The organism is Streptomyces sp. NPDC127098, assembly GCF_042722465.1.
GTDB classification, from domain to species: Bacteria; Actinomycetota; Actinomycetes; order Streptomycetales; family Streptomycetaceae; genus Streptomyces; species Streptomyces millisiae.
Map to the genome: position 1 here is coordinate 22,732 of NZ_JBHXFJ010000049.1, position 25,332 is coordinate 48,063.

Sequence of the window (25,332 nt, forward strand, 5' to 3'; positions counted from 1 at the left end):
GGCCCCCGCCGGCAGCGGCGGGGGCCGTTCGTCATGTCGGGTGGACTCAGCGGTCCTTGGGGCCGCCGGACGGCGGGTTGTCGTCGTCGCCGTCCTTCTGCCGCAGCTCCTGCTCGCGGCGGCGCAGGTCCTCTTCCCAGCTCTCCAGGAGCTCGCGGTCCTTCTCGTTGTCCTCGCGGCGCCGCTCGTCACCCAGCGAACGCAGGAACTCCGGGTTGTCGTCGGGGGCGACCCAGGGGGTCCCGCCGCCACGCCGGCCGCCGGCCGCCGCCCCGCGCTTGCGGCCGATCAGGATCCACGTGATCGGCCCGATGATCCAGGCGATCACGATCAGCAGGATCCAGACGAGCTTCGGCAGATGCCTGACGTCCTCGTCCTTGGAGCTGATGCAGTCCACCAGGGCGTAGATGGTCAACGCCAGCGGCACCAGAAACAGCAGCACCCTCAGCATGGTAGTCCCCCTGGACGGAACGGGCCGGGCCCGGATCACGGGCCCCTGACTAAGGCCAGGGTAATGCGTCGGCAATACTGAGCGGCATGGCATTCGACGACCTCCGCGGCCTGCTGAAGGCCCTCGAAAAGGACGGGGACCTCAAGCGGGTCAAGGCCGAGGTCGACCCGCACCTCGAAGTGGGGGAGATCACCGACCGGGTGAACAAGGCCGGCGGCCCCGCCCTGCTCTTCGAGAACGTCAAGGGCTCGAAGCTCCCGCTCGCGATGAACGTGTACGGCACCGACCGGCGGCTGCTCAAGGCGCTCGGCCTCGACTCCTACGCGGAGATCGGCGAGCGGATCGGCGCCCTCCTCAAGCCGGAGCTGCCGCACGGCTTCGTCGGGGTGCGCGAGGCGTTCGGCAAGCTCGCCTCGGTCGCGCACGTGCCGCCGAAGAAGGTGAAGAGCGCGCCGGTGCAGGAGGTCGTCCTCAGGGGCGACGACGTCGACCTCGGCCAGCTGCCGGCGCTCTTCACCTGGCCTAGGGACGGCGGCTCGTTCTTCAACCTGGGCCTCACCCACACCAGGCACCCCGAGACCGGGATCCGGAACCTGGGCCTCTACCGGCTCCAGCGCCACGACCGGCGCACCATCGGCATGCACTGGCAGATCCACAAGGACAGCCGCAACCACTACCAGGTCGCCGCCCGGCGCGGCGAGCGGCTGCCCGTCGCCATCGCCTTCGGCTGCCCGCCGGCCGTCACCTACGCCTCCACGGCGCCGCTGCCCGCCGACATCGACGAGTACCTGTTCGCCGGCTACCTCCAGGGCAGGCGGGTCGAGCTGACCGACTGCGTCACCGTGCCGCTCCAGGTGCCGGCCCGCGCCGAGGTGGTCGTGGAGGGCTGGCTGGAGCCGGGCCGGATGCTGCCGGAGGGCCCCTTCGGCGACCACACCGGCTTCTACACGCCGCAGGAGCCGTTCCCGGCGCTCGACGTCGAGTGCGTGACGATGCGCCGCGACCCGGTCTTCCAGTCGATCGTGGTCGGCCGGCCGCCCACCGAGGACGGCCCGCTGGGCCGCGCGACCGAGCGGTTCTTCCTCCCGCTGCTCAAGATCATCATCCCGGACATCGTCGACTACCACCTGCCGGAGGCCGGCGGCTTCCACAACTGCGCGATCATCTCGATCGACAAGAAGTACCCGAAGCACGCGCAGAAGGTGATGTCGGCCGTGTGGGGAGCGCACATGATGTCGCTCACCAAGCTGATCATCGTGGTGGACTCCGACTGTGACGTGCACGACCTGCACGAGGTGGCGTGGCGGGCGCTCGGCAACGTGGACTACGCCCGCGACCTGCTGCTGACCGAGGGCCCGGTCGACCACCTGGACCACGCCTCCTACCAGCAGTTCTGGGGCGGCAAGGCCGGCATCGACGCCACCGCCAAGTGGCCCGAGGAGGGCTACACCAGGGACGGCGGCTGGCCCGAGATGGTCCGCTCCGACCCGGCCGTCGCCGAACGCGTCACCGGCCGCTGGAAGGAGTACGGCCTGTGACCGCCGCCGTCGCCCCCCAGCCGGCGGCCGGCCGCGCGCGGGCGTTCCTGCGCGTGGTGATGATCGAACACTCGGTCTTCGCCCTGCCGTTCGCGTACATCGCGACGCTGACCGCGATGCTGCTCGACGGCCCGGACGAGACCGTGGAGTGGGACACCCTGCTGTGGGTCACCGTCTGCATGGTCGGCCTGCGGACCTTCGCGATGGCGGCCAACCGGATCATCGACCGCGAGATCGACGCCCGCAACCCGCGCACCGCGCGCCGCGAACTGGTCACCGGCGCCGTCTCGGTGCGCACCGCGTGGACCGGCGCGCTGATCGCGCTCGCCGTCTTCCTCGGCTCGGCGGCCCTGCTCAACCCGCTCTGCCTGGCCCTGGCGCCGGTCGCCGTGGTGCCGATGATCGTCTACCCCTACGGCAAACGGTTCACCGACTTCCCGCACGCCATCCTGGGCCTCGCCCAGGCCGCGGGACCGGTCGGCGGCTGGCTCGCCGTCACCGGCTCCTGGTCCTGGGACGCGGTGGTGCTCGGCCTGGCCGTCGGCCTGTGGATCGGCGGCTTCGACCTGATCTACGCCTGCCAGGACGTGGCGGCCGACCGGGAGAACGGCGTCCGCTCCGTGCCGGCGCGCTTCGGCGTCGCCGGCTCGCTGTACGGCGCCCGCGTCAGCCACGTGCTCACCCTGGGGCTCCTCGCCCTCTACGCCGTCCGCACCGACGCCGGCCCGCTCTTCTGGACCGGCCTCGCCGTGGTCGCCGGCGCCTTCGCCTACGAACACTCGCTGGTGAAGCCGACCGACCTCTCCCGCCTCAACCGCGCCTTCTTCACCGTCAACGGCTTCGTCGGCATCTCGCTGTTCGCCTTCACGCTGGCGGACCTGGCGGTACGGGGGTTGGGCCTGTAGGGCAGGCGGCCTCAGAGATCCGACGGATACCGGCGGAACCGGTCGGTGGCGACGACGATCCCGTCCAGCGGGGCAGGCAGTTCCACGGGATCCCCGAAGTCACCCTTGCGGAGCGTGCGGTACTCGCCCTTCTCCGGTGACGGCTCGGTGTGCAGCAGCCAGGTGCCGTCGTTGGGGTCGACCAACAGGTAGACCGGGATGCCGCCCTGGGCGTAGATCGGGGGCTTCTCCTGGTAGTCGCGGATCTTGGCTCCTCTTGTGGTGGAGACGACCTCCAGCACGAAGAGCACCAGCTCGGAAGGGACGGCCTTGAAGTAGTCGTCGGCGTGGTCGGCGTGGGTGACGGTGAGGTCCGGATCGGGACGGTCGTTCGAGCCGGTGATGGCGACGGCCTGGTCATTCCACGGCTGGAATTCCGATCGTGGTAGGGACTCTCGGATCAGGTCCACGATCCGGTTGTGGATGGTGTTGGGTGTGGCCATCATGACCAGCGCTCCACCTAGGTATTCCATGGTGAAGCCATCGATCGGTTCCATGCGCTCGTACAGCTCCAGGCCGGGGTCGCGTTCTTCGGTGACGCCGCTCACTGGAACCTCCAACACGGTTGCTGGCATCGGCATGCTCCTATGGTCGATTCCGACAGGGCGCTGCCGTGTCAACGACACATGGATCTGATAGTCACTCCGCCGGCTACGCGCCCGGCGGTGGCACGTCCTCGACGAAGTGGTCGAACTCGTTGTTCTGGACGCCGAGGACGAAGGCGTGCCACTTGGCGCGCGTCGTGGTGACGATCTTGGCCGGATCGTCCGTCTGACGGATGTGGATCAGGTCACCTTCGCCGGCCGCCACCTCGAAGCAGTGCTCGTCGCTGCCGTCCTCCACCGGGGCCTGGATCCACTCCAGCTTCTCGGCCTCTTCCAGGGTGATTCGCGACACGCGTCCGCTCCTTCCGGGGTCGTCCCGGCTCAGGTTATGTCGATCCGCAGCACACTCGCGCCGCTCGCTCCGCCCGCCCCGTCCAGCACGCCGAGCCCTGGCCCGCCCACGGCGGGGACGACGGCCCGGGGGCCGCTCAGCTCGCCGTCGGCGAGCAGCGGAGCCGGCTCCGCCGTCAGCTCCGTGCCGTTGAGCGGGATCCGCCACAGGCGCGGCCGCGCCGTGTCCGGCGCCCAGAGCGAGCCGTCGCTGAACGCGAGGCCGCGCGGCGCCGCCTCGCCCGCCGGCCAGGTGAAGACGGGCTCCAGCCCGCCCTGCTCCTCGTATCCCCCGCCCGGCGCTGTCGAGTTCAGCTCGACGCCGGCGTCCGCCGTAGCGTCCAGCGACCACAGCCGGCCGGCCGTGTCCCACGCCAGGCCGGCGACGTCGGCGTGCCCGGACGCGTAGACCGGGGAGCCCTGGAGCGGGTTGTCGACCGGCACGCCGCCGTCCGGCTCGAGGCGGAGGATCTTGCCGCCCAGCGACTCGGGATCGGTGGCCAGCCCCGGCTGACCGGCGTCCGAGGTGCCGACATACAGCATCCCGTCGGGGCCGAAGGCCAGCACCCCGCCGCCCGGGATGTCCTCCAGCAACCGGTGCGAGGCGCTGCCAAGGCGGTCGCCGTCGTAGGGATAGCGCGCCACGCGGGTGGTGCCGGATTCGGTGGCGTACGAGAGGTAGACCCAGCCGTCCTCGCCGGTGAAGCCCGGCTCGACGGCGATGCCGAGCAGGCCGCTCACCCCGGGCGCCGCACCGGCCTCCGTGATCGCGCCGTCCGGCGCGACCCGGTGGATGGTGCCGCTCTCCGCCTCGCCGACCAGCAGCCCGCCGTCCGGCAGGGTGACGGCGCAACAGGCGTCCGGCAGGCCCTCGGCCACGGTGCCGGCGATCTCCGCCGTGCCGGTGGCCGGCGCCGGCTCCACCACGACGGGCGGCTCGGTGCTCGGCTCCTCACCGGGGCTCGGCAGCTCGCCGTCCGGGGCCTGTGACTCCTCCGGGACGTCCCGCGAACTCAAGACCTGCTCGGCCCGGTTGGCGGCAGGCCCGAACGCGCACCCCCCGCACAGCGCCGCGACGGCCAGCGCCGCCGCCACCCCCCGAGCCCGCGTGCGACCGCGCATCCGCTAGATGGCCATCCCGTAGATGATGGTGAACAGCGTGCCGAGGGAACCGATGATGAAGATCCCGGTGAGCCCGGCGACGATCAGCCCCTTGCCCTGCTCGGCGCTGAAGCTGTCCCGCAGCGCCGTCGACCCGATCCGCTGCTTGGCCGCGCCCCAGATGGCGATCGCCATGCAGATCAGGATGGCCAGCGCCATGATCACCTGAATCATCGTCCGCGCCTGGTCACCGACCTGCGCGAACGGGCCCCAGTTCGGGGCGATGCCGCCGATGATCTCGTTGATGTCATCTTGTTCCGCTGCCAGGAGCATCCGACCTCACCGCCCAACTGCCGTTCAAACCACTCCTTCTCGGATTGTGCCACGCGTGGGTGACAGAAGGGCAGCCGAGACGGGGCGGATTCAGGCCAGGCGAGGATCGACGCGCCGTCAGTGCGGGTTGTCCTGCCGGACGAGGCCGAGCAGCGCGCGCAGCCGCGCGGGGTTGGTACGGAGGACGGTGCCTGGCTCGTCGGACTCGCGGAGGAGCAGCGTGTCGCCGGGCGGCGCGAAGGCCAACTCCAGGCAGGCGCTGCCTTCGCTGCTGAACGATGATTTCTGCCATGAGACGGGCCGCATCGGGCCTCCTCAGGGGGTGTCGATGATCGCGAGGATGAGATCGCGGGATGCGTTCGGTTCCAGGGCGATGGCTTCGAACCGCTCCATGAACCTTCGATAGCTGGCGAGTTGGGCGTCAGAGCAAGGAAATACGGATCCATGTTCGGTGTCGACGGACACGGAGTCCAGCTGTGCAACCGGTCCCTCGGCGAGCTCGACCGTGTGGCCCGCTCCCGGAAAGGTGCCGGCGATGAACGGGATCACACGCACGGTGATGTGCGGGAGTTCGCTCATCGCGACGATGTGCCGCAACTGGTCGTGCGTCACCTCCGGTCCGCCGAACCGCATCCGGAGCGCCGCCTCGTGAATGGTGGCGTGGAACGGCGTAGGCGAGTCGCCGTAGAGGATCTTCTGCCGCTTGATCCGGTGGCTGACGCGGAACTCGACCTCGGGTGGCGAAAGTTCGTAGCTGCTCTGCTGGAAGACCTGACGGGAGTAGTCGACCGTCTGGAGCAGGCCAGGCAGATGTACGACCTGCGCCACCCGGATCATCCTGGCGTGATGTTCCATCTCCGCGAGGTCCAGCAGCCCGGCAGGTAGCAGGTCTCGGTATTCGTCCCACCAGTTGCGCCCGCGTCCACCGCACATGTCGGCCAGCGCGGAGATCAACGCCTCGTCGTCGCAGCCGTAGTTGACGGCGAACGCGCGGACCTTGTCGCGGCTGATTCCGAAGCGCCCGGACTCGATGTTGTTGATGCGCGTCGGGGCCGTGCTGAGCAGGTCGCCTGCCTCTCTGGCAGTCAGCCCGGCGCGCTCTCGGAGTTTGCGCAGCTCGGCGCCAAGCCGTTGCTGACGCACGGTGGGTGTACTCCTCGGCGGCATGAGCGGAAGGCTAACAGCGACCCCGAAGAACATTAGTTTGTGCGCTGACTAGGTAGCAGATTAATACTTTACGGCGTTACGTTGAGTGCTGAATCGAGTACCGTTCGCGGCAAGGGAGTCTTGTGCCGATGACTGCTGTCATGCCCCGCCAGGGCCGCTGCCTCCATGACTGGGAGATCAGCGTCCACCTCCACCCCGACAGCCGCGCGCCCCGGCTCTGTCGGGCCTCTGCCGTCAGTGCCGTGCGGGCCTACGGGCCTGCCGGGGCTGGCCGAGCCGGCGGAGCTGGTCGTCAGCGAGCTGGTCACCAATGCCGTCCAACACGGCCGGGGGCCGCCCGCGTTCCGTGTCGCGTGGTTCGCCGTCCGAGCGCGGCTGCGGCTCACGGTGTGGGACGACGGGCCGGGGCTGGCGCCGCTGCGCCCGAGTCGGCCGGCGGACGACGCGCCCTCGGGGCGTGGCCTGCTGATCGTGTGCGGCGCTGGCCGTCGACTGGGGGCAGTATCCGAGGCCCGGCAGCGGCAAGGCCCTCTGGGCGGAGCTTGGGTGAACCAAGCACCTGTTCATGACGTGATCGTGGCGACCACCAACCAGGCCACCGCGAGCGCCGCCATCGCGGCGGCCCAGAGCGCGAGGCCCCAGTCGTGCTGCTTCCGGCCGCTCATGCCGAGCCCTGCCAGGCCGACGACCAGCGCCACGGGAGCGGTGATCAACGGGGTGAACGCCACGGTCCGCTGGCCGCCGACCGTGCAGATGAAGCGCGGGTCGCCGTCGGAGCAACCGTCGCTGGCCATGACGCCGATCGGGCCGACGAGGAACGTGAAGCCGGCGAACGCGATCAACACCAGCGCGAGCACCGCGCGTACCACGTTCTCGCTGGTGGACTCGTACCCGGGAGCAGACATGGAGCCGAAGCTAGTCGGCACGGACCGCCGCTGACATCGGCGAACCTACTCAGGGCGGGTACTCGGATCGTCTCCCGGGCTTACGCTCCCGCGCATGATGGATGACACCCGCATCACCGAGGCCCTGGTCGGGCGTGAACGAGTTCCCTATCCGGGCAGCTGGCTGACCGCGCCGTTCGCCGAGCGTGCGGTCGGTGGGCGGACGTACGCCGTGGTCGCCGACGACCCCGGCCTCTCCGCCCTCGCCGTCGACCGGGCCACCGGCCAGGTGTGGCTGCTCGCCGAGGAGGACGAGCCCGAACTGGTCAACTCCAGTCTCCCGGCGCTCGTCGCCTGCTCGCGCGCCTATGCCGAGGCGGCCCTCGACGCGGCGCACCTCGATGACGAGGACGAGGACGCCGGTGACGAGCTGACGGACGCGCTGCTCGCCCGCCTGGCGGCGTTGGACGAGGCGGCGACGGACGACGAGAACGCCTTCTGGCCGGTCGCGGCCGAGGAGCTCGGCTACGGGATCACCGTCTGAGGGTTGTCGAAGCGCTGCCAGATGTAGTACTACTTATACATGAGCGATAAGGTCCACAACAGACTCTCGGTGGTGCGCGCCGAGCGGAGCGTCACGCGTCGGGCGTTGGCGGACGCCGTCGGCGCGCACTACCAGACGATCGGGCACATCGAGCGCGGGCAGTACAACCCGAGCCTCGACCTGGCCCTGCGGATCGCGGCGTACTTCTCCCTTCCGGTGGAGGCGCTGTTCTCGCTCGAGCCGTTCCAGCCGCTCACCGACGCGGTCTACGGCGGCGGAGGCACGAAACCGGCAGAGAGGCAAGGGGGAAGCTCGTGAGCGCCAAGACGACGACCAGGTACGACCAGACCATGCTGCGCGTCATGAACCGGGAGGAGGCCAGGAACTGGCACGCCAGCCGCGGGCAGCGGCGCGCGTGGACGGCGGCGCACGTCGCGCTGACGGCCGCGACGCCGCTGGCGTTCCCGCTCGCCGGCGACAACGGCGGGCTGCTGATCGGCCTCGTCATCCCGCTCGTCCTGCTGTGGTGCGTGTGCACCGGCGTGCTCAACTCCACCACCCGCGGCCTGCTCGAACTCCGCGCCCGGGCCCTCGACGAGCGGCAACTGACCGAGCGCGGCGAGGCCTTCACCGTCGCGCACCGGGTGCAGCTGTCACTGACGCTGGCCGCCATCGGCGGACTCGGCCTGGCCCACCTGCTCTCGGACGGCGGCGTGCCGGCCGAGGCCGCGGTGCTCGCCCTGTTCGGCCTCGGCCTGACGCAGTGGCTGCTGCCGCTGTGGACGGCCGCGCTGCGCGCCGAGGACGAGCCGGCCGACGACGAGGTCGAGGCGGCGCCCTCGGCCTGAGCGGCCCGATGCGGCAGAGTGGCCCCTCGTGGAAGCGTTGCGGGCCCAGGATCCGGCCGCCATAGGGGAGTTCACGCTGCTGGCCCGCCTCGGGGCCGGCGGGATGGGACGGGTCTACCTCGGCCGGTCGCCCGGCGGCACGCGGGCGGCGGTCAAGGTGATCAGGGAGGACATCGCCGACGAGCCGGGCGCGTTGGCCCGGTTCCGGCGCGAGGTGGCCACGGTGCGGGCGGTGCGCAGCCCGTTCACCGCCAACCTGATCGGCGCCTCGCTCGACGCGCCGCCGTACTGGCTGGCCACCGAGTACGTGCCGGGGCCGACGCTGCTGCGGGCGCTGCGGGACGGGCCGTTGCCGCCCGAGCTGTGCACGGGGCTGCTCGCCGCGCTCGCCGAGGGACTTGCCGCCGTGCACGCACAGGGCGTGGTGCACCGCGACCTCAAGCCGCACAACGTCATCCTCGCGCCGAACGGCCCGCGCCTGATCGACTTCGGGATCGCGCGGGCGGCCGACCAGACCCAGCTCACCAGGACCGGACAGGCGCCCGGCACCCCCGGGTACACGGCCCCCGAGGTGCTGCTCGGCGCCGAGGCCGGGCCGGCGGCCGACGTCTTCGCGCTGGGCGCGACGCTGGCCGCCGCGGCCACCGGCCGGCCGCCGTACGGCGGCGGGGAGTGGCCGGCCGTCAGCTACCGGGTGGTGCACGGCGAGGTCGACGTGGCCGGCGTCCATCCCGGGCTCGCGGCGCTGATCCGCGCCTGCGTGGCCCGCGAGCCGGCCGACCGCCCGACGCCGGCGGACATCGTCCGCCGCTGTGCGGTCAGTCGGGCGCTGCCGGACCTGCCGGCGTACCAGGCGCTCCAGGCGCTGGCCGAGCAGGCGCCGTACGACCTGCCGACGGCCACGGCGGCCGGCCTGGTCCCGGCCGGACCCACCCACGGCCGCCGCGCCCGGATCGCGACGGCCGCCCTGGCGGTGACGGCCGTCATCGCGGCCACCACCGTCTGGCTCGGCAGCCGCGACGACGGCGAAGCCGCGCGCGACGACACCGTCACCGGCCCGACCGAGAGCGGCGACGGCCAGGAGACCACCGCCTCCGGCGTCCAGGGCGGTGAGGGCGCCGACGACGACTCGGCGGCCACGGGCGATCCGCTGGATTTCGGGCCCGAGTTCTACGCCACCGACCTCTGGGATCCCGCCATCGATTCCTGCCGGCAACCTCCGGAGGAGCGGGTGGAACAGTGGCAGTGGAGCGTCGACACCGAGACGGTGCCCGGCGAGGCCGAGATCGGCTGGCGGCTGAAGCTGGACCTCGGCGAGGTGTCGGCCCCCTATCCCGTGGCGGCGGCTGTGCGGCCACCAGCGCCCGTAGAGGGCAACGCGGGCATCGGCACCTTCCATGTCTCCGAGGTCTTCGACCTGTTCGAGGGCGGCCCGGAGGAATGGCGGTACGTCACGTACCCCGACGACTTCCCCGGCGCCCCGCCGCTCGTCGACGCGTCCGGGGACTGGACCGTGGTCTGGCTCCACGTCACCTCGGACGAGGACGCCGCGAGCGTCGCGTGTGACGGGTTCAGCACCCCATAGGCTCGTCAGGAGCCCTGAAAACGGGGAGAGTTGGGGTATGCGGAGGATCGTGCTGTGGGCCGGCGCCGGTGTCGGGGCGTTGGCGTTGTTCATGGCGCTGCTCGTCGTGGGCGTGTACGGCGCCGCCGCCGGACTGCTCGGCGGATCAGGCGGGGGACGAGGAAGCGGTCAACTGGCCCGCAACGCGGTGCCGGCCGAGTACGCGGCCCTGGTGCAGGAGTGGGGCAACCTCTGCCCGACGCTCTCCCCGGCGCTGCTCGCCGCGCAGCTCAACCAGGAGAGCGGCTTCCGCACGGACCGCACCAGCCCGGCCAACGCCCAGGGCATAGCGCAGTTCATCCCCAGCACCTGGGCGACGCACGGCCTCGACGCCAACGACGACGGCGTCGCCGACGTCTGGGACCCGGAGGACGCGATCCCGTCCGCCGCCAGTTACGACTGCTCCCTCGCGGGCTACGTGGAGGACGTGCCGGGCGATCCGGTGGACAACATGCTGGCGGCGTACAACGCGGGACCGTACGCGGTGATCCAGTACAACGGGGTCCCGCCGTACACGGAGACGCAGAACTACGTCCGCATCATCCGCGACGCCGAGGCCAGTTTCGCCGCGCCCGTCGAGGAGGCCGGTGGTGGGGGTGGGCTGCCGCCGCTTGAGCAGGCCGCGGGGGCGGTGAACTTCGCGCAGGAGCACCTCGGGACGCCGTACCTGTGGGGCGGCAACGGGACGCCGGAGCACGACGGGCGGTTCGACTGTTCGGGGTTGACGAAGGCGGCGTACGAGTCCGTCGGGATAGAGCTGCCGCGCGTCGCCAACGACCAGTGGAACGCCGGGCCGCACCCGGACCGGTCCGAACTGCTGCCGGGGGACCTGGTGTTCTTCGCGTATGATCTTCAGGATCCGCGGAGCATCCACCATGTCGGCATCTATGTCGGCGGCGGGTACATGATCAACGCCCCCTACACCGGTGCCACGATCCGTTTTGACCCGATTGATTCCCAGGATTATTTTGGGGCGACCCGCCCCACGGCAGGGTGACGCCACCGTCGCGCCGGGTGATGCCCCGGGCCGAACTGGGCAGTCCGTTGCTGTTCGATAACGCTGTGGTGATCTTTCGATGGACACCGGCACTCTGGGGGATGTAGTTGGCGTTACCTGTACCGGAACAGGGGCTCCTCAGCCCTGTCAGCCTTGACAGGGTCCCCCCACAGCACGAAGGGGCCGCAACGGCACATGGTTGGACTCGATAACCCCGATGTCGAGTTGGACATCCTCTACGAGATCAACGGGCTCGCCGGTCGGTTGCCGGAGTGGGTTCGGAGCTTCGTCTCGTTCGTCGGCGAGTACGGCATCCCGGTGGGCCTGGTCGTGCTCGTGGGGATCGGCTGGCTGCTGGTGCGGCGGCGGCCCGACGCGCCGGCCGCCGTGGCGGGCGTGCTGTGGGCCGGTGGCGCGGCCGCGGTGGCGCGGCTCGTCAACATCCCGATCAGCGAGTTCGTGGCCCGTCCCAGACCCTTCGTCGACCACCCCGACCTCGACGTGCTGGTGGAGGGCAAGCACGGCTGGTCCTTCGTCAGCGACCACGCCAGCGCGGCCATGGCCATCGCCGTCGCGCTCTTCCTCGTGCACCGGGTCCTCGGCCTGATCGCCTTCGCGCTGGCGCTCACCCAGGGCTTCGCCCGGGTCTTCGTCGCCGTCCACTACCCGACCGACGTCGTCGGCGGCTTCGCCCTCGGCATGGCGGTGGCGCTGCTGCTCGCGCCGCTGGCGATGGCGGCGCTGACGCCGCTGGTGCGGCTGCTGTCGAACACCCGTGGCCTCGGCTGGCTGGCCGTCGCGCCCGCGCCGGCGGTGGCGAGCGTGGCGGGTCAGCCGGCGGCGCCCGCCGCCGGCACCGGCGGTGCCGGGGGCACCGGCCGGCCCGAGCCGCATCCGGCGCCGTCGGGCTCCGGGCTCGCGGCCTGAGTCGCGAGGGCGCTAGCCGTCAGGCGGCGTCGTCTCGTGCGCCGCGGCCTCGTCCCTGGCCAGTGGCCGGGAGCGGCGGGCGGGGCCGTACCAGCCGCAGCTGCAGCGTGGTGCCACGAACGGGCCGCGCTCGGAGAGCGTGACCTGGTGCACCACCAGCCCCGCGCGTTCCGCCGAGGGTTCCTCGACTTCACCTTCGGTCTGCACGACACCACCGTAACGGCCGTCCCCGGGTCTCGTTAGGCGATACGACTCCGAGGCGACCAGGTGCTGGGGGTGTCGGCTGACCATGGGGCAGACCAGGGAGACCACCACGGGAATCGCGGCGCGCACCAGGCGCGCCGGTTGTGCCGGGCTCATCTCCGCCGTGCTCGCCGGCGCGGCCTCCGGGTGTTCCGGTACGGGCGCCGCGGCGGACGGCGCGGCGCGGCGGCAGGCCGCCGAGGTGGTGCGGCTGGTGCCGGACCTCCTCGCGGAGAGCGGGAGTTCGCAGGCCACCACGGACATGCGGATGGCCTCGGGCGGCACCTGGATCACGATTCACGGGGAAGGCGGGTTCGACTACGCCGAACGGCAGGGGGAGCTGGTGATCACCCTGCCGGAGGGCGAGCCGGTCACCGAGGTGTTCGTCGCCGGCGAGCTGTACATGAAGAACCGGGGCGCCGGGGTGCCGCCCGACAAGTGGGTGCGGATCGAGGTCACCGCCGTCCCGGACGGCAACGTGGTGACGGGCGGCGCCACCGATCCGCAGACGGCCGCCGAGCTGCTGCGCGGCGTCTCCTACGCGGCCGACCTCGGGTACACCGAGGTGGACGGGCAGACCCTGCGGCACTACCGGGGCGTGACGGACATCGCGGCCGCCGCCGAGGCGGCGCCCGGCGCGTCGGGCGAGCAGCTCGCGGCCGCGGTGGACGGCTTCACGGACACCGAGGTGCCGTTCGACGCCTATCTCGACGACCAGGGGCTGCCGCGGAAGATCCGGCACCAGTTCAGCTTCGCCAGGGGCGGCGAGTCGGTGGACGTGGCGTCCACGGTGCTGCTCCACGACTTCGGGGCGCCGGTGCGGGTGGAGCTGCCGGAGCCGGAGCAGGTCTACACCGGCACCGTCGAGTAGCCCACGGAGGGGGAGGTCAGGTCCGCAGCAGGCGGGCGATGGCCGCGGTGGCCTCCTGGACCTTGGCGTCGATCTCCGGGCCGCCCTCCTGCGCCGCGTGCGCCACGCAGTGCCGCAGGTGCTCCTCGAGCAGCTGGAGCGCGAAGGACTGGAGGGCCTTGGTCGACGCCGACACCTGGGTGAGTATGTCGATGCAGTAGACGTCCTCGTCGACCATCCGCTGGAGGCCGCGGATCTGGCCCTCGATCCGGCGCAGCCGCTTGAGGTGGCTGTCCTTGTCCTTGCTGTAGCCGTGCGGGCCGTCCGGGTGCGCGGCCGGCGCGCCGGCCTCGGCCGCCTCGGCCTCCCGCGTTTCGGCCGCCGTCGCGTCGATGGTGGTCATAGTGTTGCCTTCCGGCTCTTATACCCCTGATGGGTATAGCGTAACGAATGGGCGACGGACCAGGCGAGGACCGGGCAGTATGGTACGAGCGGCCACGGGAAGGGACTGAAGGAGAGTGAAGCTACGCCTCGGCGCCGTCGCGCTGACCGGTGCGCTGGCCCTCACCGGCTGCGGTTCCGATGACAACTCCCGCCTCCCCGGCGCCCTCGACTTCTCGCTCGACCAGCTCCGCTGCGGACCTGGCGGCACGCTGCTCGCCTCCGGTTCCTCCGCCCAGGCAAACGCCATGGAGGTCTGGGTGAACACCTACCAGACCAATTGTGCGGGCAGCCAGGTCAACTACAAGGCCACGGGCTCAGGCGCCGGCGTCCAGGAGTTCCTCCAGGGGAACACGGCCTTCGCCGGCTCCGACACCCCGCTGAGCGTGGCGGAGATCGAGGAGTCGCGCTCCGTGTGCGGGGACGGCGGGCGGGCGGTCAACCTGCCGATGGTCGCCGGGCCGATCGCCGTCGGGTACAACCTGCCGGGCGTCGACGACCTGGTGCTCGACGCCGAGACCCTGGCCCTGGTCTTCGACTCCCGGATCACCCGCTGGAACGATTCGGCGATCCAGCGGCTCAACCCGGACACCGAGCTGCCCGACCGGCCGATCACCCCCTTCCACCGCTCGGACGGCTCGGGCACCACGGAGAACTTCACCGGCTTCCTGCACGCCGCCGCGCCCGACGCCTGGCCGCACGAACCGGACAAGGCGTGGCGTGGCCGGGGCGGCCAGGCCGCCGACGGCTCGTCCGGGCTCGTCGGGCAGGTGCAGCAGAGCCCGGGATCGATCGCCTACTTCGAGCTGTCCTACGCGCACCGTAACGACATCGCCACCGCCCGGCTCGACACCGGCGCCGGGCGGCCGGTGGCGGCCACCGTGGAGCACGCCGAGCGCGCCGTCGCCGAGGCCCGGGTGGTCGGGCGCGGCGGCGACCTGGCGCTCGAGCTCGACTACACCGCGACCGCCGACGACGCGTACCCGATCGTCCTGGTCACCTACGAGATCGTCTGCGACCGTGGGAACGAGCCGGAGACCCTGGCGCTGACCAGGGCGTTCCTGCGGTACACCGCGAGCGACGAGGGCCAGCGGGCGCTCGCCGAGATCGACTACGCGCCGATCGCCGACCGGATCATCGACCAGGTGCGCGAGCGCGTCGACGCCCTGGCCTGACGGCTCTCGGAAGGACTGAGGGGAGTGGACACCGCGAACACGGGCAACGGCAACGGCAACGACGACAGGCGGCACGGGCGCGGCGACGTCGTCCGGCTCGGCGACCGCGTGTTCAGCGGGCTCGCCAGGGGCTCCGGCATCGTGCTGCTCCTGGTGATGGCCGCGATCGCGGTCTTCCTCAGCACCCGCGCGGTCATCGCGATCAGCCGCGACGAGGGGAACTTCCTGACGACCTTCGAGTGGGACGCCAACGCCCACCCACCGGTCTTCGGCATCGCCGTGCTGCTGTTCGGCACGGTCGTCAGCTCGGTGATCGCGATGGCGCTCGCCATGCCGGTGGCGGTCGGCATCGCCCTGTTCATCTCGCACTACGCGCCGCGCCGGCTCGCCACCCCCATCGGCTACCTGGTCGACCTGCTGGCCGCCGTGCCCAGCATCGTCTACGGCCTGTGGGGCGCGCTCTACCTGGTGCCGCGACTGACCGGCTTCTACGAGTGGCTCGACCACCTCTTCGGCTGGACCAGGGTGCTCTCCTACGACGGCACGCCGGCCCGCTCGCTGATGACCGTGGGCATCCTGCTGGCGATCATGATCCTGCCGATCATCACCAGCGTCGCCCGGGAGATCTTCCGGCAGACCCCACGCGCCCACCAGGAGGCGGCGCTGGCGCTCGGCGCCACCCGCTGGGAGGTGATCACCACCACGGTGCTGCCGTTCGGCCGCTCCGGCGTGGTCAGCGCCACGATGCTGGGCCTCGGGCGGGCGCTCGGTGAGACGATGGCGGTGGCGACGGTCCTGTCGCCGAGCTTCCTGATCAACGCCAGCCTGCTGGAGTCCGGCGGCGGCACCTTCGCGCAGAACATCGCCAGCCAGTTCAAGGAGGCCACCTCGATGGGCCGGGACGCGCTGATCGCCTCGGGGCTCGTGCTCTTCCTGCTCACGCTGCTGGTCAACGGCGTGGCCCGGCTGATCATCGCCAGGCGCCGGGAGTACGCGGGGAGGGTCGTGTGAGCGAGCGCCTCGTGGCGACGGCGGCCGCGCCCCGGCCGGTGGCCAGGGCGGTGCTGCGGCCGGCCAGGCTGCCGGGGTGGGCGCTGGGCGCCCTGCTGGTCGGCGCGCTGTCCTTCGGCGTCGGGATCGGCCTGGTGGCCGGGCTCACCAGCCGGGTGCAGTGGGGCCTCATCGCGGGTGTGGTGTTCGTCACGGCCACGTTCTGGCTGACCCTGCGGATAGAGGGCCGGCGCCGGGCCGTCGACCGTCTCGCGGCGCTGCTGGTGTGGGCCTGCTTCGCGGTCGCCGTGTTGCCGCTCGCGGCGCTGGTCTGGGAGACCGTCTCGCGCGGCGTGCCCGGCGTCAGCTGGTACTTCCTCACCCACTCGATGAACGGGGTGCTCAGCTGGCAGTCCGGCGGCGGCGTCTACCACGCTCTGCTCGGCACGGTCCAGCAGGTGCTGCTGGCGTCGCTGCTCGCCATCCCGATAGGGCTGATGACCGCGGTCTACCTGGTCGAGTACGGGCGGGGCCGGCTGGCGCGGGCGATCACCTTCTTCGTGGACGTGATGACGGGCATCCCGTCGATCGTGGCCGGCCTCTTCGTCCTCAGCCTGTGGATCATGACGCTGGGCTTCGGCTACTCGGGCTTCGCGGGCGCCCTGGCGCTGGCCGTGCTGATGCTGCCGATCGTGGTGCGGTCCACCGAGGAGATGCTGAAGCTGGTGCCCGACGAGCTGCGCGAGGCGTCGCTCGCCCTCGGAGTGCCGAAGTGGCGCACTATCGTGAAGGTGGTGCTGCCGACCGCGCTGGGCGGGATCACCACCGGGGTGATGCTGGCGCTGGCCAGGATCGCCGGCGAGACGGCGCCCGTCATCCTGCTGGTCTTCGGCAACGCGATGATCAACGCGAACCCGTTCGACGGCGCCCAGTCCTCGCTGCCGCTCTACGTCTACGAGCAGTGGGGCGCCGGCACCGAGTCGTCCTACGACCGGGCGTGGGCGGCGGCGCTGGTGCTGATCGCGTTCGTCATGGTCCTCAACCTGGCGGCCCGCGCGGTGGCACGGTGGAAGGCACCGAAGACCGATCGGTGACGGAGGACGGAAGGGAGTCGTGCCGCACATGGCCAAGCGCATCGACGTCAGCGGGCTGACCGCGTACTACGGCGCCCACAAGGCGATCGAGGGCATCTCGCTGCACGTCGAACCCCAGGCCGTCACGGCCTTCATCGGCCCCTCGGGCTGCGGCAAGTCGACGTTCCTGCGCACCCTCAACCGGATGCACGAGGTGACGCCGGGCGGCCGGGTGGAGGGGAAGGTGCTGCTGGACAACGAGGACCTGTACGGACCTGGCGTCGACCCGGTGGCCGTGCGCCGCACGGTCGGCATGGTCTTCCAGCGGCCCAACCCGTTCCCCACGATGTCGATCTACGACAACGTGGCGGCCGGTCTCCGGCTCAACGCCGGCCGGCGGATGCGGAAGTCGGAGCTCGACGACGTGGTGGAGCGCGAGCTGCGCGGCGCCAACCTGTGGAACGAGGTCAAGGACCGGCTCCAGCGGCCCGGCTCCAGCCTCTCCGGCGGGCAGCAGCAGCGGCTCTGCATCGCCAGGGCCACGGCGGTGGCGCCCGACGTGCTGCTGATGGACGAGCCGTGCTCGGCGCTCGACCCGGTCTCCACGCTGGCGATCGAGGACCTGATCGACAAGCTCAAGACCGAGTACACGATCGTCATCGTCACCCACAACATGCAACAGGCGGCGCGGGTCTCGGACCGGACCGCGTTCTTCAACCTGGCGGCGGTGGGGGAGCCAGGGCGGCTCGTCGAGGTGGACTCGACGGCGAAGATATTCTCCAACCCCTCCGTGCCGGCGACCGAGGACTACATCTCGGGCCGCTTCGGCTAGGGCCTGGCCGTCGGCCGGCGCTGTCCGGCCGTAGGCCGGACGCGGGCCGCCGGGCCCGTCGTGGTGGTGTGCCACGACGAACCCGGCGGTGTCGATCGGTCGACCGGCGGAGCCGTTATGTCGTGCGGTAGGCGTCGATGATGGTCTGGGTGGTGGTGTTGCCCTGGGTGTCGACGGCGACGGCGTGGAAGGAGACGGTGCCGCCGGCCTCCGGGTTGGTGACGGTCAGGGTGCCGTCGTCGACCGGGGTCTCGGTCCAGGTCTCGCCGCCGTCGTGGGAGACGGAGACGGTCAGCGACTCCAGGTTGCCGTCCGCGCCGGTGCCCTGGATGGTGACCGGCACCTGGACGGTCTCGCCGGCGGGTCCGGTGCTGTCCAGTGCCAGCTCCGGGGTGTACCTGACGGCGGTGGCCGGGACGTCGATGATGTCCTCCTCGCCGCCGGGCGCCGCGGTGAACGTGTAGGAGGCGGTGACCTCCGTGCTCACGTTGCCCCCGGTCTCGCTCCGGCTGGCGGTGGTGACCAGCTCGTACGCGGCCTCGCCCGCCGGCAGCTCGAAGCTCACCCAGTCCAGGTAGTTGCCGTCCTCGGTGGCGTACTCCTCGCCGTTCCGGTAGAGCGTGGTGGAGGCGGAGTCGAAGACGCTGTCGCCGGTGTGGCTGGCGCCGTCGGCGTACGGGTTGACGATGCCGGCCAGCGTGCTGCCCCAGAGGAACAGGCCCTGGCCCTCGTTGATGGCGGGGCCGAAGACGCCGACGTTGAACGTCGTCTCGTAGCTCTCGCCCGGCTCGTAGGTCTCGAAGTCGCTCCAGTGGTCCGTCTCGAGGTTGCCCTCGGCGTCGAACTGGACGAACTCCTGGTACCACGCGCCGGCCGCCGCCTGCACGTACACCTCGGTGGTGGTCGGGATCGACCGCGAGATGGCGCCGCCGCCACCACCGGCGTCGGACGCGGTGAGCAGGACACCCTCACGGTCGGGCAGCGAGGCGCCCTGGCGGGTGGTGATCCGGGCGAGCTCGTAGGCGCTGACCCGCTTGCGCAGGCCGGTGTAGAAGGAGCCCTCCCTGGTGTCCAGCAGGTGGTACTCGCGGTCGTCGTTCACCAGGTCCGAGCTGGCGCTCGACGAGAGCTCCCAGCCGTCCGCCACGTCCCCGACCTGCGCGGTGTGCAGGCCGCCCGACAGACCGCCGAAGCCCATCCCGACGCCGAAGCCGGCGTCCTCGGAGAGCAGGTCGAAGCCGGCACTGACGCCGACCTCCTCGGCCGAGTAGTCCGGCCCGGTCAGCGAGATGCGGCGGGCGTCCGCCGCGTCGACGGTGAGGGTGGTGTCCTCGGTCAGCTCGAGCGACGGCTGCAGCAGCCAGTCGGCGGCCGTCAGCTCCTCCGAGTCGGGCTCGAAGTAGTAGACGGTGGTGTCCAGCTGGTAGCGGCCCGCGGGCAGCCGCGTCGAGGCCGAGCCCTCCTCACCGGGGGCGAGGTAGGCGCCCTCGGTGAAGTCGTCCAGGCCCTGGACGTAGGTCTCCCACGCCTCGGCCGGCTGGCCGGAACGGTCGCTGACCTCGATGGTCAGGTCGAACTTCTCCTCCTCGCGGAGGACGGAGCCCGAGGTGCGCACGGTCTGGCCCGGCTCGTCGCCGGTCGCGGTGACCCACAGGGTGTAGGCGCCGTACTGGTCGCCGGCCGCGGTGCTCGCGGTGACGGGGACGGTGGCGGTGGAGCCGGCGGGGACGGTGACCTGGTCGGCGCCGAGGGTGAAGACGCCCTCGGGGGCCGTGCTGCCGTCGGGAGCGAGGGCCTCGGTGGTCAGGTCGAGGGTGACGTCCGCGTCGCCGAGGTTGCGGTAGGTCAGCTCGCGGGTGATCGGTTCGGCGTCGTCGTGCGGGAACGGCACGACGCCGAAGGTCAGCGACGGGGTCTCGGCGATCACGCTCTGGGCGAGGGCGGCCGGGACGTCCACGCGGCCCGTGCCCTGCTGCATCGGCGTGTAGTCGCCGGTCGAGACGGCCGAGCCGACGAGCGCGGCCTTGAGCTGCTCGCCGGTCCAGTCGGGGTGGGCCTGGGCGAGGATCGCGGCGGCGCCCGCCACGTGCGGGGTGGCCATCGAGGTGCCGGAGATCGCCACATAGCCGTCGGCGACCGGGGTGCCCTCGGCCTCGATGAGGCTGCCGGGGGACGCGGCGGCGCCGATGTCCACGCCGGGGGCGGTCAGGTCGGGCTTGACGGCGGCGTCCCGGAGCCGGCCGCCGACCGAGGAGAAGTCGGCGAGCTGGTCCTGCTTGTCGACCGCGCCCACGGTCAGCGCCGCGTCGGCGGTGGCGGGGGTGCCCAGGCTGTTCTCATCGGGCCCCGAGTTGCCGGCCGCGATGACGAACAGCGTGTCCGACTCGGCGGAGAGGGTGTTGACCGCCTCCTCCATCGGGTCGACCTCGGTGGTGGCCGGACCGCCGAGGGACATGTTGATGATGTCGGCGCCCTGGTCGACGGCCCACTGCATGCCCTCGATGATGCCGGAGTCGAAGCCGAAGCCCCCGTCGTCGAGCACCTTGCCGTCGAGCAGCCGCGCCCCGGGCGCGACGCCGGTGTAGGTGCCGCCGGAGTGGGCGCCGGTGCCGGCGGCGGTGGAGGCGACGTGCGTGCCGTGGCCGTGCCGGTCCTCGGTGTCGGGCGACTCCGAGAAGTTCTGTTCGGCGACGACCTGCGGGGTGACGTCCTCGTGGTCGTTGGAGATGCCGGTGTCGAGGACGGCGATGGTGACGCCCTCGCCGTCGTAGCCGGCCTGCCACGCCTCGGGCGCGCCGATCTGCGGGACGCTGGTGTCGAGCGACGCCTGGACCAGGCCGTCCAGCGCGATGGACTCGATCTCGGGCGCGGCCGCCAGCGTCACCTCGCCCTCGGCCGGCGTGGTCAGCTCGTTCCACAGCCCGGCGAGCTGGTCGTCGGCGACGACCAGCGCCTCGCCGTTGACGGCCTCCAGGGTGGTGGCGACCTCGTCCTGGGCGCTGAGCAGGCCGGCCTGCCGCTCGCCGGCATAGGTGACGATCACGCCGAGGCCGTCGCGTTGCCGGTACTGCTCGCGGCTGAGTTCGGTGACATTGAAGAGCCGGCGGTCGAGCGTGCCGTCGGCTATCAGCGGCGCCACGTCGGCCGGGAGGACGTGGGTGGCGCCGTCGATCTCCAGCACCCGGACCGGGACGTCCTCCCGGCCCTCGGCGCGGATCAGACCGGTGACGGCGCCGTCGGCGTCGAGCACGACCTGGTCACCCGTGATCAGTGCGATCGGCTCGCGACCTTGTTCGGCGCGGCCGAACGTGTCACCGGCCGGTCCCTCGGCCGCGGTGGCTAAGCCTCCGGTCAGGGTCGCGACGACCGCCGCGCACGCCACGACCACCGTCGCGCGCGAGCGCTGTGTGCGCTTTCTCAACTGGCCCCCTTGGTAGGAGAGTTCGGGGTCGAAAGTGCCCCATGGAATAAGAGATGCCCGGGAGGCCAGGGCGCTGCCTGTCACGGGTGTGAAAACGGTGACGATTCGGTGTACGGCTGCGCGACACCGCCGCGCGGGGGGCCGCGGGCCCCGCCGGCCGCCGGCGCCTGGCGGCGCCGGCGGCGCGCTGTGCGGCTGCCTTGCGGCGGGCGGTCGGCCGTGGCGGAGGCCGTTGGTTTGCTGCGTGGGGGCCTGTGTCCGGGCCGGCCGCCCGCTTGGCAGCGCAGGCGGCCCCTGTGGGGCCCGTGCCTGGCCGCCGGGGTGTCGTGGGAGCGGGCCGGCTGGCTGCCGGGTGTGCTGGCCCAGGGCGGCTCCCCGTGCGGAGGCCGGTGGCTCGCTGTACGCGGGCCGGCTGCCGGTGTTCCGCGCGGAACGGTGCTGGTCCCAGGGTCCTGGTGGGTCCGGTGCGCGGGTGTCGTGGGAGCGGGCCGGCCGGGCGCCGGCCGGTGGTTCGCTGTGCGGGGGCCCGCGTCCGGGCCGGCCGCGTGCTTGGCAGCGTGGGAGGCCTGGGGCCTGTCCCTGGCCGCGCGGGGAGCGTGGGTACGGGCGCTGGCCGCCTGGTGTGCTGGCCCGGAGCGGCCGGTGGTTCACTGTGCGGGTGTTGCGGGTGCGCGCCGAGCGCCTGGCGGCGCCGGCCCGGGGCGGGCGGCCGTGGTGGGTTCGGTGGCAGCCGGCTGGCTGCCGGTGTTCGCACGGAACGGTGCCTGGTCCCACGGTCCTGGTGGGTCCGGTGTGCGGGTGTCGTGGGAGCGGCCCGGCGGCGCCGGCTTTGGGTGGCCGCCAGGGACCCGCGGCCCTCACCCGGCCGGTGGCTCGTCGGGGCGGAGGTGCCTTCGGGGCCTTGCCCCCGCCAGGGGGGCTAGCGGAGGAGGTCGGTCAGCCAGTACGTCACCGCGGCCACCGCGGCGGCGGCCGGCATGGTGATGAACCAGCCGGCCACGATGTTCTGCGCCACTCGCCACCGGACGGCGCTGACCCTGCGGGTGGCGCCCACGCCCATGATCGCCGAGGTGATGACGTGGGTCGTCGAGATGGGCGCGTTGAAGACGTAGGAGGCGGAGTAGAGCACGGAGGCCGCCGTCGTCTCGGCGGCGAAGCCACGCGGCGGGTCGAGTTCGATGATGCCCCGGCCGAGGGTGCGCATGATCCGCCAGCCGCCGGCGTACGTGCCGAGCGACAGCATGCCGGCGCAGGCCAGCTTCACCCACACCGGGATGGCGTCCGCCTCGTCCTGTACGTCCGCGATCACCAGCGCGAGCACCACCACGCCCATCGTCTTCTGCGCGTCCTGCAGGCCGTGGCCGAGGGCCATGCCGGCCGCCGAGACCGTCTGTGCCATGCGGAAGCCGCGCTGTGCCCGGCGTGGGTTGGCCCGGCGGAACAGCCACAGGATGCCGACCATCACCAGGTAGCCGAGCACGAGGCCGATCAGCGGCGAGACGAACATCGGGATGACGATCTTGGTGAGCACCCCGTCCCAGTGCACGGCGGACGCGGCGGCGAGCGCGGCGCCGATCATGCCGCCGAACAGCGCGTTCGAGGAGGACGACGGCAGCCCGAAGTACCAGGTGATCATGTTCCACACGATCGCCCCGAGCAGCGCGGCGAACAGGATGACCATCCCGTCGTCGCCGCTGGGCGTCTCGATGATGCCCTCGCTGACGGTCTTGGCCACGCCGCTGCCGAGGAAGGCGCCGGCCAGGTTCATCAGGGCGGCCATGCCGAGCGCCACCCGGGGGGTCAGCGCCCGGGTCGAGATGGAGGTGGCGATGGCGTTCGCCGAGTCGTGGAAGCCGTTGGTGTAGGTGAAGAACAGCGCGGTGGCGATGACGACTATCAGGCCGAGGGTGTCCACGGTGGGCTCAGGACTCCTTGACCACGATGGTCTCCACCGTGTTGGCGACGGTCTCGAAGGCGTCGGCCGCCTCCTCGAGCACGTCCACGACCTGCTTGAGCTTCATCACCTCTATGGCCTCGTAGGTGCCGTTGAAGAGGTGGGCGAGCAGCTTGCGGTGGATCCGGTCGGCCTGGTTCTCGAGGCGGTTGACCTCGATCCAGTACTCGCTGAGCTGCTCCATGGTGCGCAGCCTCGGCATCGCCTCGGCGGTGAGCTCGGCGGCCCGGCAGAGCACCTCGATCTGCTGGTCGACCCCCTTGGGCAGCTCGTCGATCTCGTAGAGGACGACCAGGTCGACGGCCTCCTCCATGAAGTCCATGATGTCGTCCATGGTGGAGGCGAGCCGGTAGATGTCCTCCCGGTCGAAGGGTGTGATGAACGACGAGTTCAGCCGGTGGAAGATGGCGTGCGTCGTGTCGTCGCCGGCGTGCTCGGCGGCACGCATCCGCTCGGCGATCTCCACGCGCGTAGCGGCGTCGGACCCCAGCAGCTCCATGAGCAGCTTCGAGCCGCTGAGCACGTTGTCGGCGGCCGTGGCGAACAGTTCGTAGAAACTGGTCTCCCTGGGGGTCAGGCGAAATCGCACTGGGGTTCCTCTGACGTTCATCGGCGGGTGTCCCCGCTGATGCTAGAGGCAGAATCAGGCCAGGGCCATGTGTGGGGGTGCGGGGTGGTCTGTCACCGGTTGCCGTTGTACGGGCCGTAGGGCCCGTCGCTGCTGCTCCAGCCGCCGCCGCTGCCTCGGCCGCGGCCGGTGACCGCCTGGAGCGCCGGCCGCACGTCCACCAGGTAGACGATCGTGGCCACGGTGCCGGCGAGGACCAGCAGCATCATGGGGAGGACCAGCTGCACGGCGACGGTGATGCCGAGGATGATCAGCCAGAACGGCTTGGTCTGCTTGTCCGCCGCCCGGTAGGCGTCCTCCCGCTGCAGCGCGGCGTGCACCAGCGCGAAGATGCTGAGCAGCAGCAGCCCGAGGAAGACGAAGCTGATCAGTGAGCTGAAGCCTGACAGGAGCATGCTGTCCACCACCAATTGGTCAACGCGAGGGTCACATCCACGGTACTGGGCCGACCCCCCGCCCGGTAATGGTCGCGTTCACCTGTCGGGACCGGGCGGGGGGAGCGGGGATCAGGACTGCGGCGGCGTCTTCTTCGCGGTCGTCTTGCGCGCCGTGGTCTTGCGCGGCTTCGGCGCCTCGTCCTGGGCGGCGGCCTCGGCCTCGGCAGCGGCCGGCTCCGGCTCGCGCACCGGCTCGGCCTCGGCGGCGGTCGCCCGCTCCACGACCACCACCGGCTCCTCGCCGGACTCGGCGCGGCGCCGCTCGACGACGGAGCGGCCGCGCTCGGCGAGGCCGTCGTACGTCTCGCGGGCCTTCACGGCGTACTCGAGGGCGAGGCCGACGCCCTGCATGGCCACCTGCTGGGCCTGCTCCCGCAGCTTCGGCAGCCGCTCGGGCGCCTGCTCGCGCAGCCGCTCGAAGGTGGCCGGCAGCTCGCGCAGCTTCTGCGCGGCGAGGTCGGCGGTGCCGGCGGCCACGTAGACGGGCGTGGACTCGGTCAGGGTCTTCCGGAGGTCGTCCGTGATGGTCATCGAGGGTTCTCCCTGTGGTGCGTGTGTTCCTGCTGGTGCTCCCGGCGGAACGAGTCGTAGATCTGGAGCAGCGCCTGCTTCTGCTGCTCGGTGAGGTGCGGGTCGGCCCGCACCGCGTCCGGCACGCCGCCGACGGTGGCGGCCCGCTCGCCGTCCGCGCCGGCCTCGGCGCGCTCGTCGAGGATGCCGGCCTGGACGTACAGCGTCTCGGCGGAGATCCGCAGCCCCTTGGCGATCTGCTGCAGGATCTCGGCGCTCGGCTTGCGCAGCCCGCGCTCGATCTGGCTCAGGTAGGGGTTCGACACCCCGGCCGCGTCGGCCAGCTGCCGCAGCGACAGCCGCGCCTGGCGGCGCTGCTCCCGCAGGAACTCGCCGAGATTGCCGACGCCGAGTGAAGCCATGCCGTCCAGCGTGCCGCACTCTGCTAACTATTGCAAGCGCCCTGCTTGCGGCAGTAATCGGCT

Annotated in this window: 29 protein-coding genes and 1 pseudogene; 14 read left to right on the top strand and 16 right to left on the bottom strand. The window is 71.6% G+C overall.

Features of this window, described 5'->3' with window-relative positions; genetic code table 11:
• Positions 1–46: 46 nt before the first annotated feature.
• Positions 47–451 carry a PLD nuclease N-terminal domain-containing protein gene (locus ACFWI8_RS26030; protein ID WP_387096027.1) on the bottom strand — a complete coding sequence of 135 codons (405 nt, stop codon included), beginning with the start codon at positions 449–451 and terminating at the stop codon, positions 47–49.
• 86 nt (positions 452–537) lie between these two features.
• Between ACFWI8_RS26030 and ACFWI8_RS26035 the strand changes: the two genes are divergently transcribed.
• Together ACFWI8_RS26035 and mqnP are read left to right on the top strand one after the other, a co-directional pair.
• Positions 538–1,989 carry a menaquinone biosynthesis decarboxylase gene (locus tag ACFWI8_RS26035; RefSeq protein ID WP_387096029.1) on the top strand — a complete coding sequence of 484 codons (1,452 nt, stop codon included), beginning with the start codon at positions 538–540 and terminating at the stop codon, positions 1,987–1,989.
• On the top strand, positions 1,986–2,894 hold the full coding sequence (mqnP, locus tag ACFWI8_RS26040; RefSeq protein ID WP_387096032.1) for a menaquinone biosynthesis prenyltransferase MqnP: 909 nt from the start codon (positions 1,986–1,988) through the stop codon (positions 2,892–2,894). Before ACFWI8_RS26035 ends, mqnP begins: the two co-directional genes overlap by 4 nt.
• A gap of 11 nt (positions 2,895–2,905) precedes the next feature.
• Here the strand turns inward: mqnP and ACFWI8_RS26045 are convergent, their stop codons facing one another.
• From ACFWI8_RS26045 to ACFWI8_RS26070, 6 genes are all read right to left on the bottom strand, one after another.
• Positions 2,906–3,514, bottom strand: coding sequence for a Uma2 family endonuclease (locus ACFWI8_RS26045; RefSeq protein ID WP_387096035.1), 609 nt, complete (start codon positions 3,512–3,514; stop codon positions 2,906–2,908).
• A 70-nt stretch (positions 3,515–3,584) separates the two neighbouring features.
• Complete coding sequence (locus tag ACFWI8_RS26050) at positions 3,585–3,830, bottom strand: DUF397 domain-containing protein (RefSeq protein WP_387096038.1); 246 nt, start codon at positions 3,828–3,830, stop codon at positions 3,585–3,587.
• 29 nt (positions 3,831–3,859) lie between these two features.
• A complete protein-coding gene (locus ACFWI8_RS26055) occupies positions 3,860–4,990 on the bottom strand; it encodes a PQQ-dependent sugar dehydrogenase (protein WP_387096041.1) in 1,131 nt (376 codons plus the stop codon).
• Between the two features lie 3 nt (positions 4,991–4,993).
• On the bottom strand, positions 4,994–5,302 hold the full coding sequence (locus tag ACFWI8_RS26060; protein ID WP_132931632.1) for a hypothetical protein: 309 nt from the start codon (positions 5,300–5,302) through the stop codon (positions 4,994–4,996).
• A 117-nt stretch (positions 5,303–5,419) separates the two neighbouring features.
• Positions 5,420–5,608 carry a DUF397 domain-containing protein gene (locus ACFWI8_RS26065; protein WP_387096044.1) on the bottom strand — a complete coding sequence of 63 codons (189 nt, stop codon included), beginning with the start codon at positions 5,606–5,608 and terminating at the stop codon, positions 5,420–5,422.
• Between the two features lie 9 nt (positions 5,609–5,617).
• Entirely contained in the window at positions 5,618–6,445 is an 828-nt protein-coding gene (locus ACFWI8_RS26070; RefSeq protein WP_387096047.1) for a helix-turn-helix domain-containing protein, read from the bottom strand.
• A gap of 189 nt (positions 6,446–6,634) precedes the next feature.
• Here ACFWI8_RS26070 and ACFWI8_RS26075 point away from each other — a divergent pair.
• Positions 6,635–6,931, top strand: a pseudogene (locus ACFWI8_RS26075) (ATP-binding protein); the annotation flags it as partial.
• Positions 6,932–7,032: 101 nt separating this feature from the next.
• Here the strand turns inward: ACFWI8_RS26075 and ACFWI8_RS26080 are convergent.
• Positions 7,033–7,374, bottom strand: a complete 342-nt coding sequence (locus tag ACFWI8_RS26080; protein ID WP_387096119.1) for a hypothetical protein — start codon at positions 7,372–7,374, stop codon at positions 7,033–7,035.
• A gap of 94 nt (positions 7,375–7,468) precedes the next feature.
• Here ACFWI8_RS26080 and ACFWI8_RS26085 point away from each other — a divergent pair, with 94 nt between their 5' ends.
• The 6 genes from ACFWI8_RS26085 (at position 7,469) to ACFWI8_RS26110 (ending at position 12,293) form a co-directional block, all read left to right on the top strand.
• The gene (locus tag ACFWI8_RS26085; RefSeq protein WP_387096050.1) at positions 7,469–7,897 is read left to right on the top strand and encodes an SUKH-4 family immunity protein; all 429 of its coding nucleotides are present in this window, start codon (positions 7,469–7,471) and stop codon (positions 7,895–7,897) included.
• A gap of 39 nt (positions 7,898–7,936) precedes the next feature.
• Entirely contained in the window at positions 7,937–8,215 is a 279-nt protein-coding gene (locus tag ACFWI8_RS26090) for a helix-turn-helix transcriptional regulator (RefSeq protein ID WP_387096053.1), read from the top strand.
• A complete protein-coding gene (locus ACFWI8_RS26095) occupies positions 8,212–8,745 on the top strand; it encodes a hypothetical protein (protein WP_387096055.1) in 534 nt (177 codons plus the stop codon). The genes ACFWI8_RS26090 and ACFWI8_RS26095 overlap by 4 nt, the downstream gene beginning before the upstream one ends.
• Positions 8,746–8,773: 28 nt before the next feature.
• Positions 8,774–10,330 (top strand): serine/threonine-protein kinase, encoded by a 1,557-nt coding sequence (locus ACFWI8_RS26100; protein WP_387096057.1) that lies wholly within the window; start codon positions 8,774–8,776, stop codon positions 10,328–10,330.
• Positions 10,331–10,367: 37 nt separating this feature from the next.
• A complete protein-coding gene (locus ACFWI8_RS26105) occupies positions 10,368–11,366 on the top strand; it encodes an NlpC/P60 family protein (RefSeq protein WP_387096060.1) in 999 nt (332 codons plus the stop codon).
• 195 nt (positions 11,367–11,561) lie between these two features.
• Positions 11,562–12,293 (top strand): phosphatase PAP2 family protein, encoded by a 732-nt coding sequence (locus ACFWI8_RS26110; RefSeq protein ID WP_387096062.1) that lies wholly within the window; start codon positions 11,562–11,564, stop codon positions 12,291–12,293.
• A gap of 12 nt (positions 12,294–12,305) precedes the next feature.
• Here ACFWI8_RS26110 and ACFWI8_RS26115 read toward each other — a convergent pair whose 3' ends face one another.
• Positions 12,306–12,500, bottom strand: a complete 195-nt coding sequence (locus tag ACFWI8_RS26115; RefSeq protein ID WP_387096065.1) for a hypothetical protein — start codon at positions 12,498–12,500, stop codon at positions 12,306–12,308.
• An 82-nt stretch (positions 12,501–12,582) separates the two neighbouring features.
• Here ACFWI8_RS26115 and ACFWI8_RS26120 point away from each other — a divergent pair, with 82 nt between their 5' ends.
• Positions 12,583–13,407 (top strand): hypothetical protein, encoded by an 825-nt coding sequence (locus tag ACFWI8_RS26120; RefSeq protein ID WP_387096068.1) that lies wholly within the window; start codon positions 12,583–12,585, stop codon positions 13,405–13,407.
• A gap of 16 nt (positions 13,408–13,423) precedes the next feature.
• On the opposite strand, the gene ACFWI8_RS26125 is transcribed toward ACFWI8_RS26120, so the two are convergent.
• A complete protein-coding gene (locus ACFWI8_RS26125; RefSeq protein ID WP_387096071.1) occupies positions 13,424–13,789 on the bottom strand; it encodes a metal-sensitive transcriptional regulator in 366 nt (121 codons plus the stop codon).
• 115 nt (positions 13,790–13,904) lie between these two features.
• On the opposite strand from ACFWI8_RS26125, the gene pstS reads away from it, so the two are divergent.
• From pstS to pstB, 4 genes are read left to right on the top strand one after another with little or no spacing between them, the layout of a single operon-like run.
• A complete protein-coding gene (gene pstS / locus ACFWI8_RS26130) occupies positions 13,905–15,002 on the top strand; it encodes a phosphate ABC transporter substrate-binding protein PstS (protein ID WP_387096074.1) in 1,098 nt (365 codons plus the stop codon).
• Positions 15,003–15,026: 24 nt separating this feature from the next.
• Complete coding sequence (gene pstC / locus ACFWI8_RS26135) at positions 15,027–16,013, top strand: phosphate ABC transporter permease subunit PstC (RefSeq protein WP_387096077.1); 987 nt, start codon at positions 15,027–15,029, stop codon at positions 16,011–16,013.
• Complete coding sequence (pstA, locus tag ACFWI8_RS26140; RefSeq protein ID WP_387096080.1) at positions 16,010–17,086, top strand: phosphate ABC transporter permease PstA; 1,077 nt, start codon at positions 16,010–16,012, stop codon at positions 17,084–17,086. The genes pstC and pstA overlap by 4 nt, the downstream gene beginning before the upstream one ends.
• Before the next feature lie 28 nt (positions 17,087–17,114).
• Positions 17,115–17,897, top strand: a complete 783-nt coding sequence (gene pstB, locus ACFWI8_RS26145) for a phosphate ABC transporter ATP-binding protein PstB (protein ID WP_311601322.1) — start codon at positions 17,115–17,117, stop codon at positions 17,895–17,897.
• A 115-nt stretch (positions 17,898–18,012) separates the two neighbouring features.
• Here the strand turns inward: pstB and ACFWI8_RS26150 are convergent, their stop codons facing one another.
• The 6 genes from ACFWI8_RS26150 to ACFWI8_RS26175 form a co-directional block, all read right to left on the bottom strand.
• Entirely contained in the window at positions 18,013–21,318 is a 3,306-nt protein-coding gene (locus ACFWI8_RS26150) for a S8 family serine peptidase (RefSeq protein ID WP_387096084.1), read from the bottom strand.
• 919 nt (positions 21,319–22,237) lie between these two features.
• Positions 22,238–23,233: an anion permease gene (locus ACFWI8_RS26155; protein WP_387096086.1), complete on the bottom strand. Its 996-nt coding sequence runs from the start codon at positions 23,231–23,233 to the stop codon at positions 22,238–22,240.
• A 7-nt stretch (positions 23,234–23,240) separates the two neighbouring features.
• Positions 23,241–23,861: a DUF47 domain-containing protein gene (locus tag ACFWI8_RS26160; protein WP_387096089.1), complete on the bottom strand. Its 621-nt coding sequence runs from the start codon at positions 23,859–23,861 to the stop codon at positions 23,241–23,243.
• 92 nt (positions 23,862–23,953) lie between these two features.
• On the bottom strand, positions 23,954–24,295 hold the full coding sequence (locus ACFWI8_RS26165) for a DUF2516 family protein (RefSeq protein ID WP_387096092.1): 342 nt from the start codon (positions 24,293–24,295) through the stop codon (positions 23,954–23,956).
• 111 nt (positions 24,296–24,406) lie between these two features.
• Entirely contained in the window at positions 24,407–24,868 is a 462-nt protein-coding gene (locus ACFWI8_RS26170; RefSeq protein WP_387096095.1) for a hypothetical protein, read from the bottom strand.
• Entirely contained in the window at positions 24,865–25,269 is a 405-nt protein-coding gene (locus tag ACFWI8_RS26175; RefSeq protein WP_311601328.1) for a helix-turn-helix domain-containing protein, read from the bottom strand. The genes ACFWI8_RS26170 and ACFWI8_RS26175 overlap by 4 nt, the downstream gene beginning before the upstream one ends.
• Positions 25,270–25,332 lie beyond the last annotated feature (63 nt).

What these genes read in the sequence shown, in the direction of transcription:
- ACFWI8_RS26030 (WP_387096027.1), bottom strand. Translation starts at nt 451, where the DNA reads ATGCTGAGGGTGCTGCTGTTTCTGGTGCCGCTGGCGTTGACCATCTAC.
- ACFWI8_RS26035 (WP_387096029.1), top strand. Translation starts at nt 538, where the DNA reads ATGGCATTCGACGACCTCCGCGGCCTGCTGAAGGCCCTCGAAAAGGAC.
- ACFWI8_RS26045 (WP_387096035.1), bottom strand. Translation starts at nt 3,514, where the DNA reads ATGCCGATGCCAGCAACCGTGTTGGAGGTTCCAGTGAGCGGCGTCACC.
- ACFWI8_RS26055 (WP_387096041.1), bottom strand. Translation starts at nt 4,990, where the DNA reads ATGCGCGGTCGCACGCGGGCTCGGGGGGTGGCGGCGGCGCTGGCCGTC.
- ACFWI8_RS26060 (WP_132931632.1), bottom strand. Translation starts at nt 5,302, where the DNA reads ATGCTCCTGGCAGCGGAACAAGATGACATCAACGAGATCATCGGCGGC.
- ACFWI8_RS26065 (WP_387096044.1), bottom strand. Translation starts at nt 5,608, where the DNA reads ATGCGGCCCGTCTCATGGCAGAAATCATCGTTCAGCAGCGAAGGCAGC.
- ACFWI8_RS26080 (WP_387096119.1), bottom strand. Translation starts at nt 7,374, where the DNA reads ATGTCTGCTCCCGGGTACGAGTCCACCAGCGAGAACGTGGTACGCGCG.
- ACFWI8_RS26085 (WP_387096050.1), top strand. Translation starts at nt 7,469, where the DNA reads ATGATGGATGACACCCGCATCACCGAGGCCCTGGTCGGGCGTGAACGA.
- ACFWI8_RS26090 (WP_387096053.1), top strand. Translation starts at nt 7,937, where the DNA reads ATGAGCGATAAGGTCCACAACAGACTCTCGGTGGTGCGCGCCGAGCGG.
- ACFWI8_RS26105 (WP_387096060.1), top strand. Translation starts at nt 10,368, where the DNA reads ATGCGGAGGATCGTGCTGTGGGCCGGCGCCGGTGTCGGGGCGTTGGCG.
- ACFWI8_RS26110 (WP_387096062.1), top strand. Translation starts at nt 11,562, where the DNA reads ATGGTTGGACTCGATAACCCCGATGTCGAGTTGGACATCCTCTACGAG.
- ACFWI8_RS26120 (WP_387096068.1), top strand. Translation starts at nt 12,583, where the DNA reads ATGGGGCAGACCAGGGAGACCACCACGGGAATCGCGGCGCGCACCAGG.
- ACFWI8_RS26125 (WP_387096071.1), bottom strand. Translation starts at nt 13,789, where the DNA reads ATGACCACCATCGACGCGACGGCGGCCGAAACGCGGGAGGCCGAGGCG.
- pstB (WP_311601322.1), top strand. Translation starts at nt 17,115, where the DNA reads ATGGCCAAGCGCATCGACGTCAGCGGGCTGACCGCGTACTACGGCGCC.
- ACFWI8_RS26165 (WP_387096092.1), bottom strand. Translation starts at nt 24,295, where the DNA reads ATGCTCCTGTCAGGCTTCAGCTCACTGATCAGCTTCGTCTTCCTCGGG.
- ACFWI8_RS26170 (WP_387096095.1), bottom strand. Translation starts at nt 24,868, where the DNA reads ATGACCATCACGGACGACCTCCGGAAGACCCTGACCGAGTCCACGCCC.
- ACFWI8_RS26175 (WP_311601328.1), bottom strand. Translation starts at nt 25,269, where the DNA reads ATGGCTTCACTCGGCGTCGGCAATCTCGGCGAGTTCCTGCGGGAGCAG.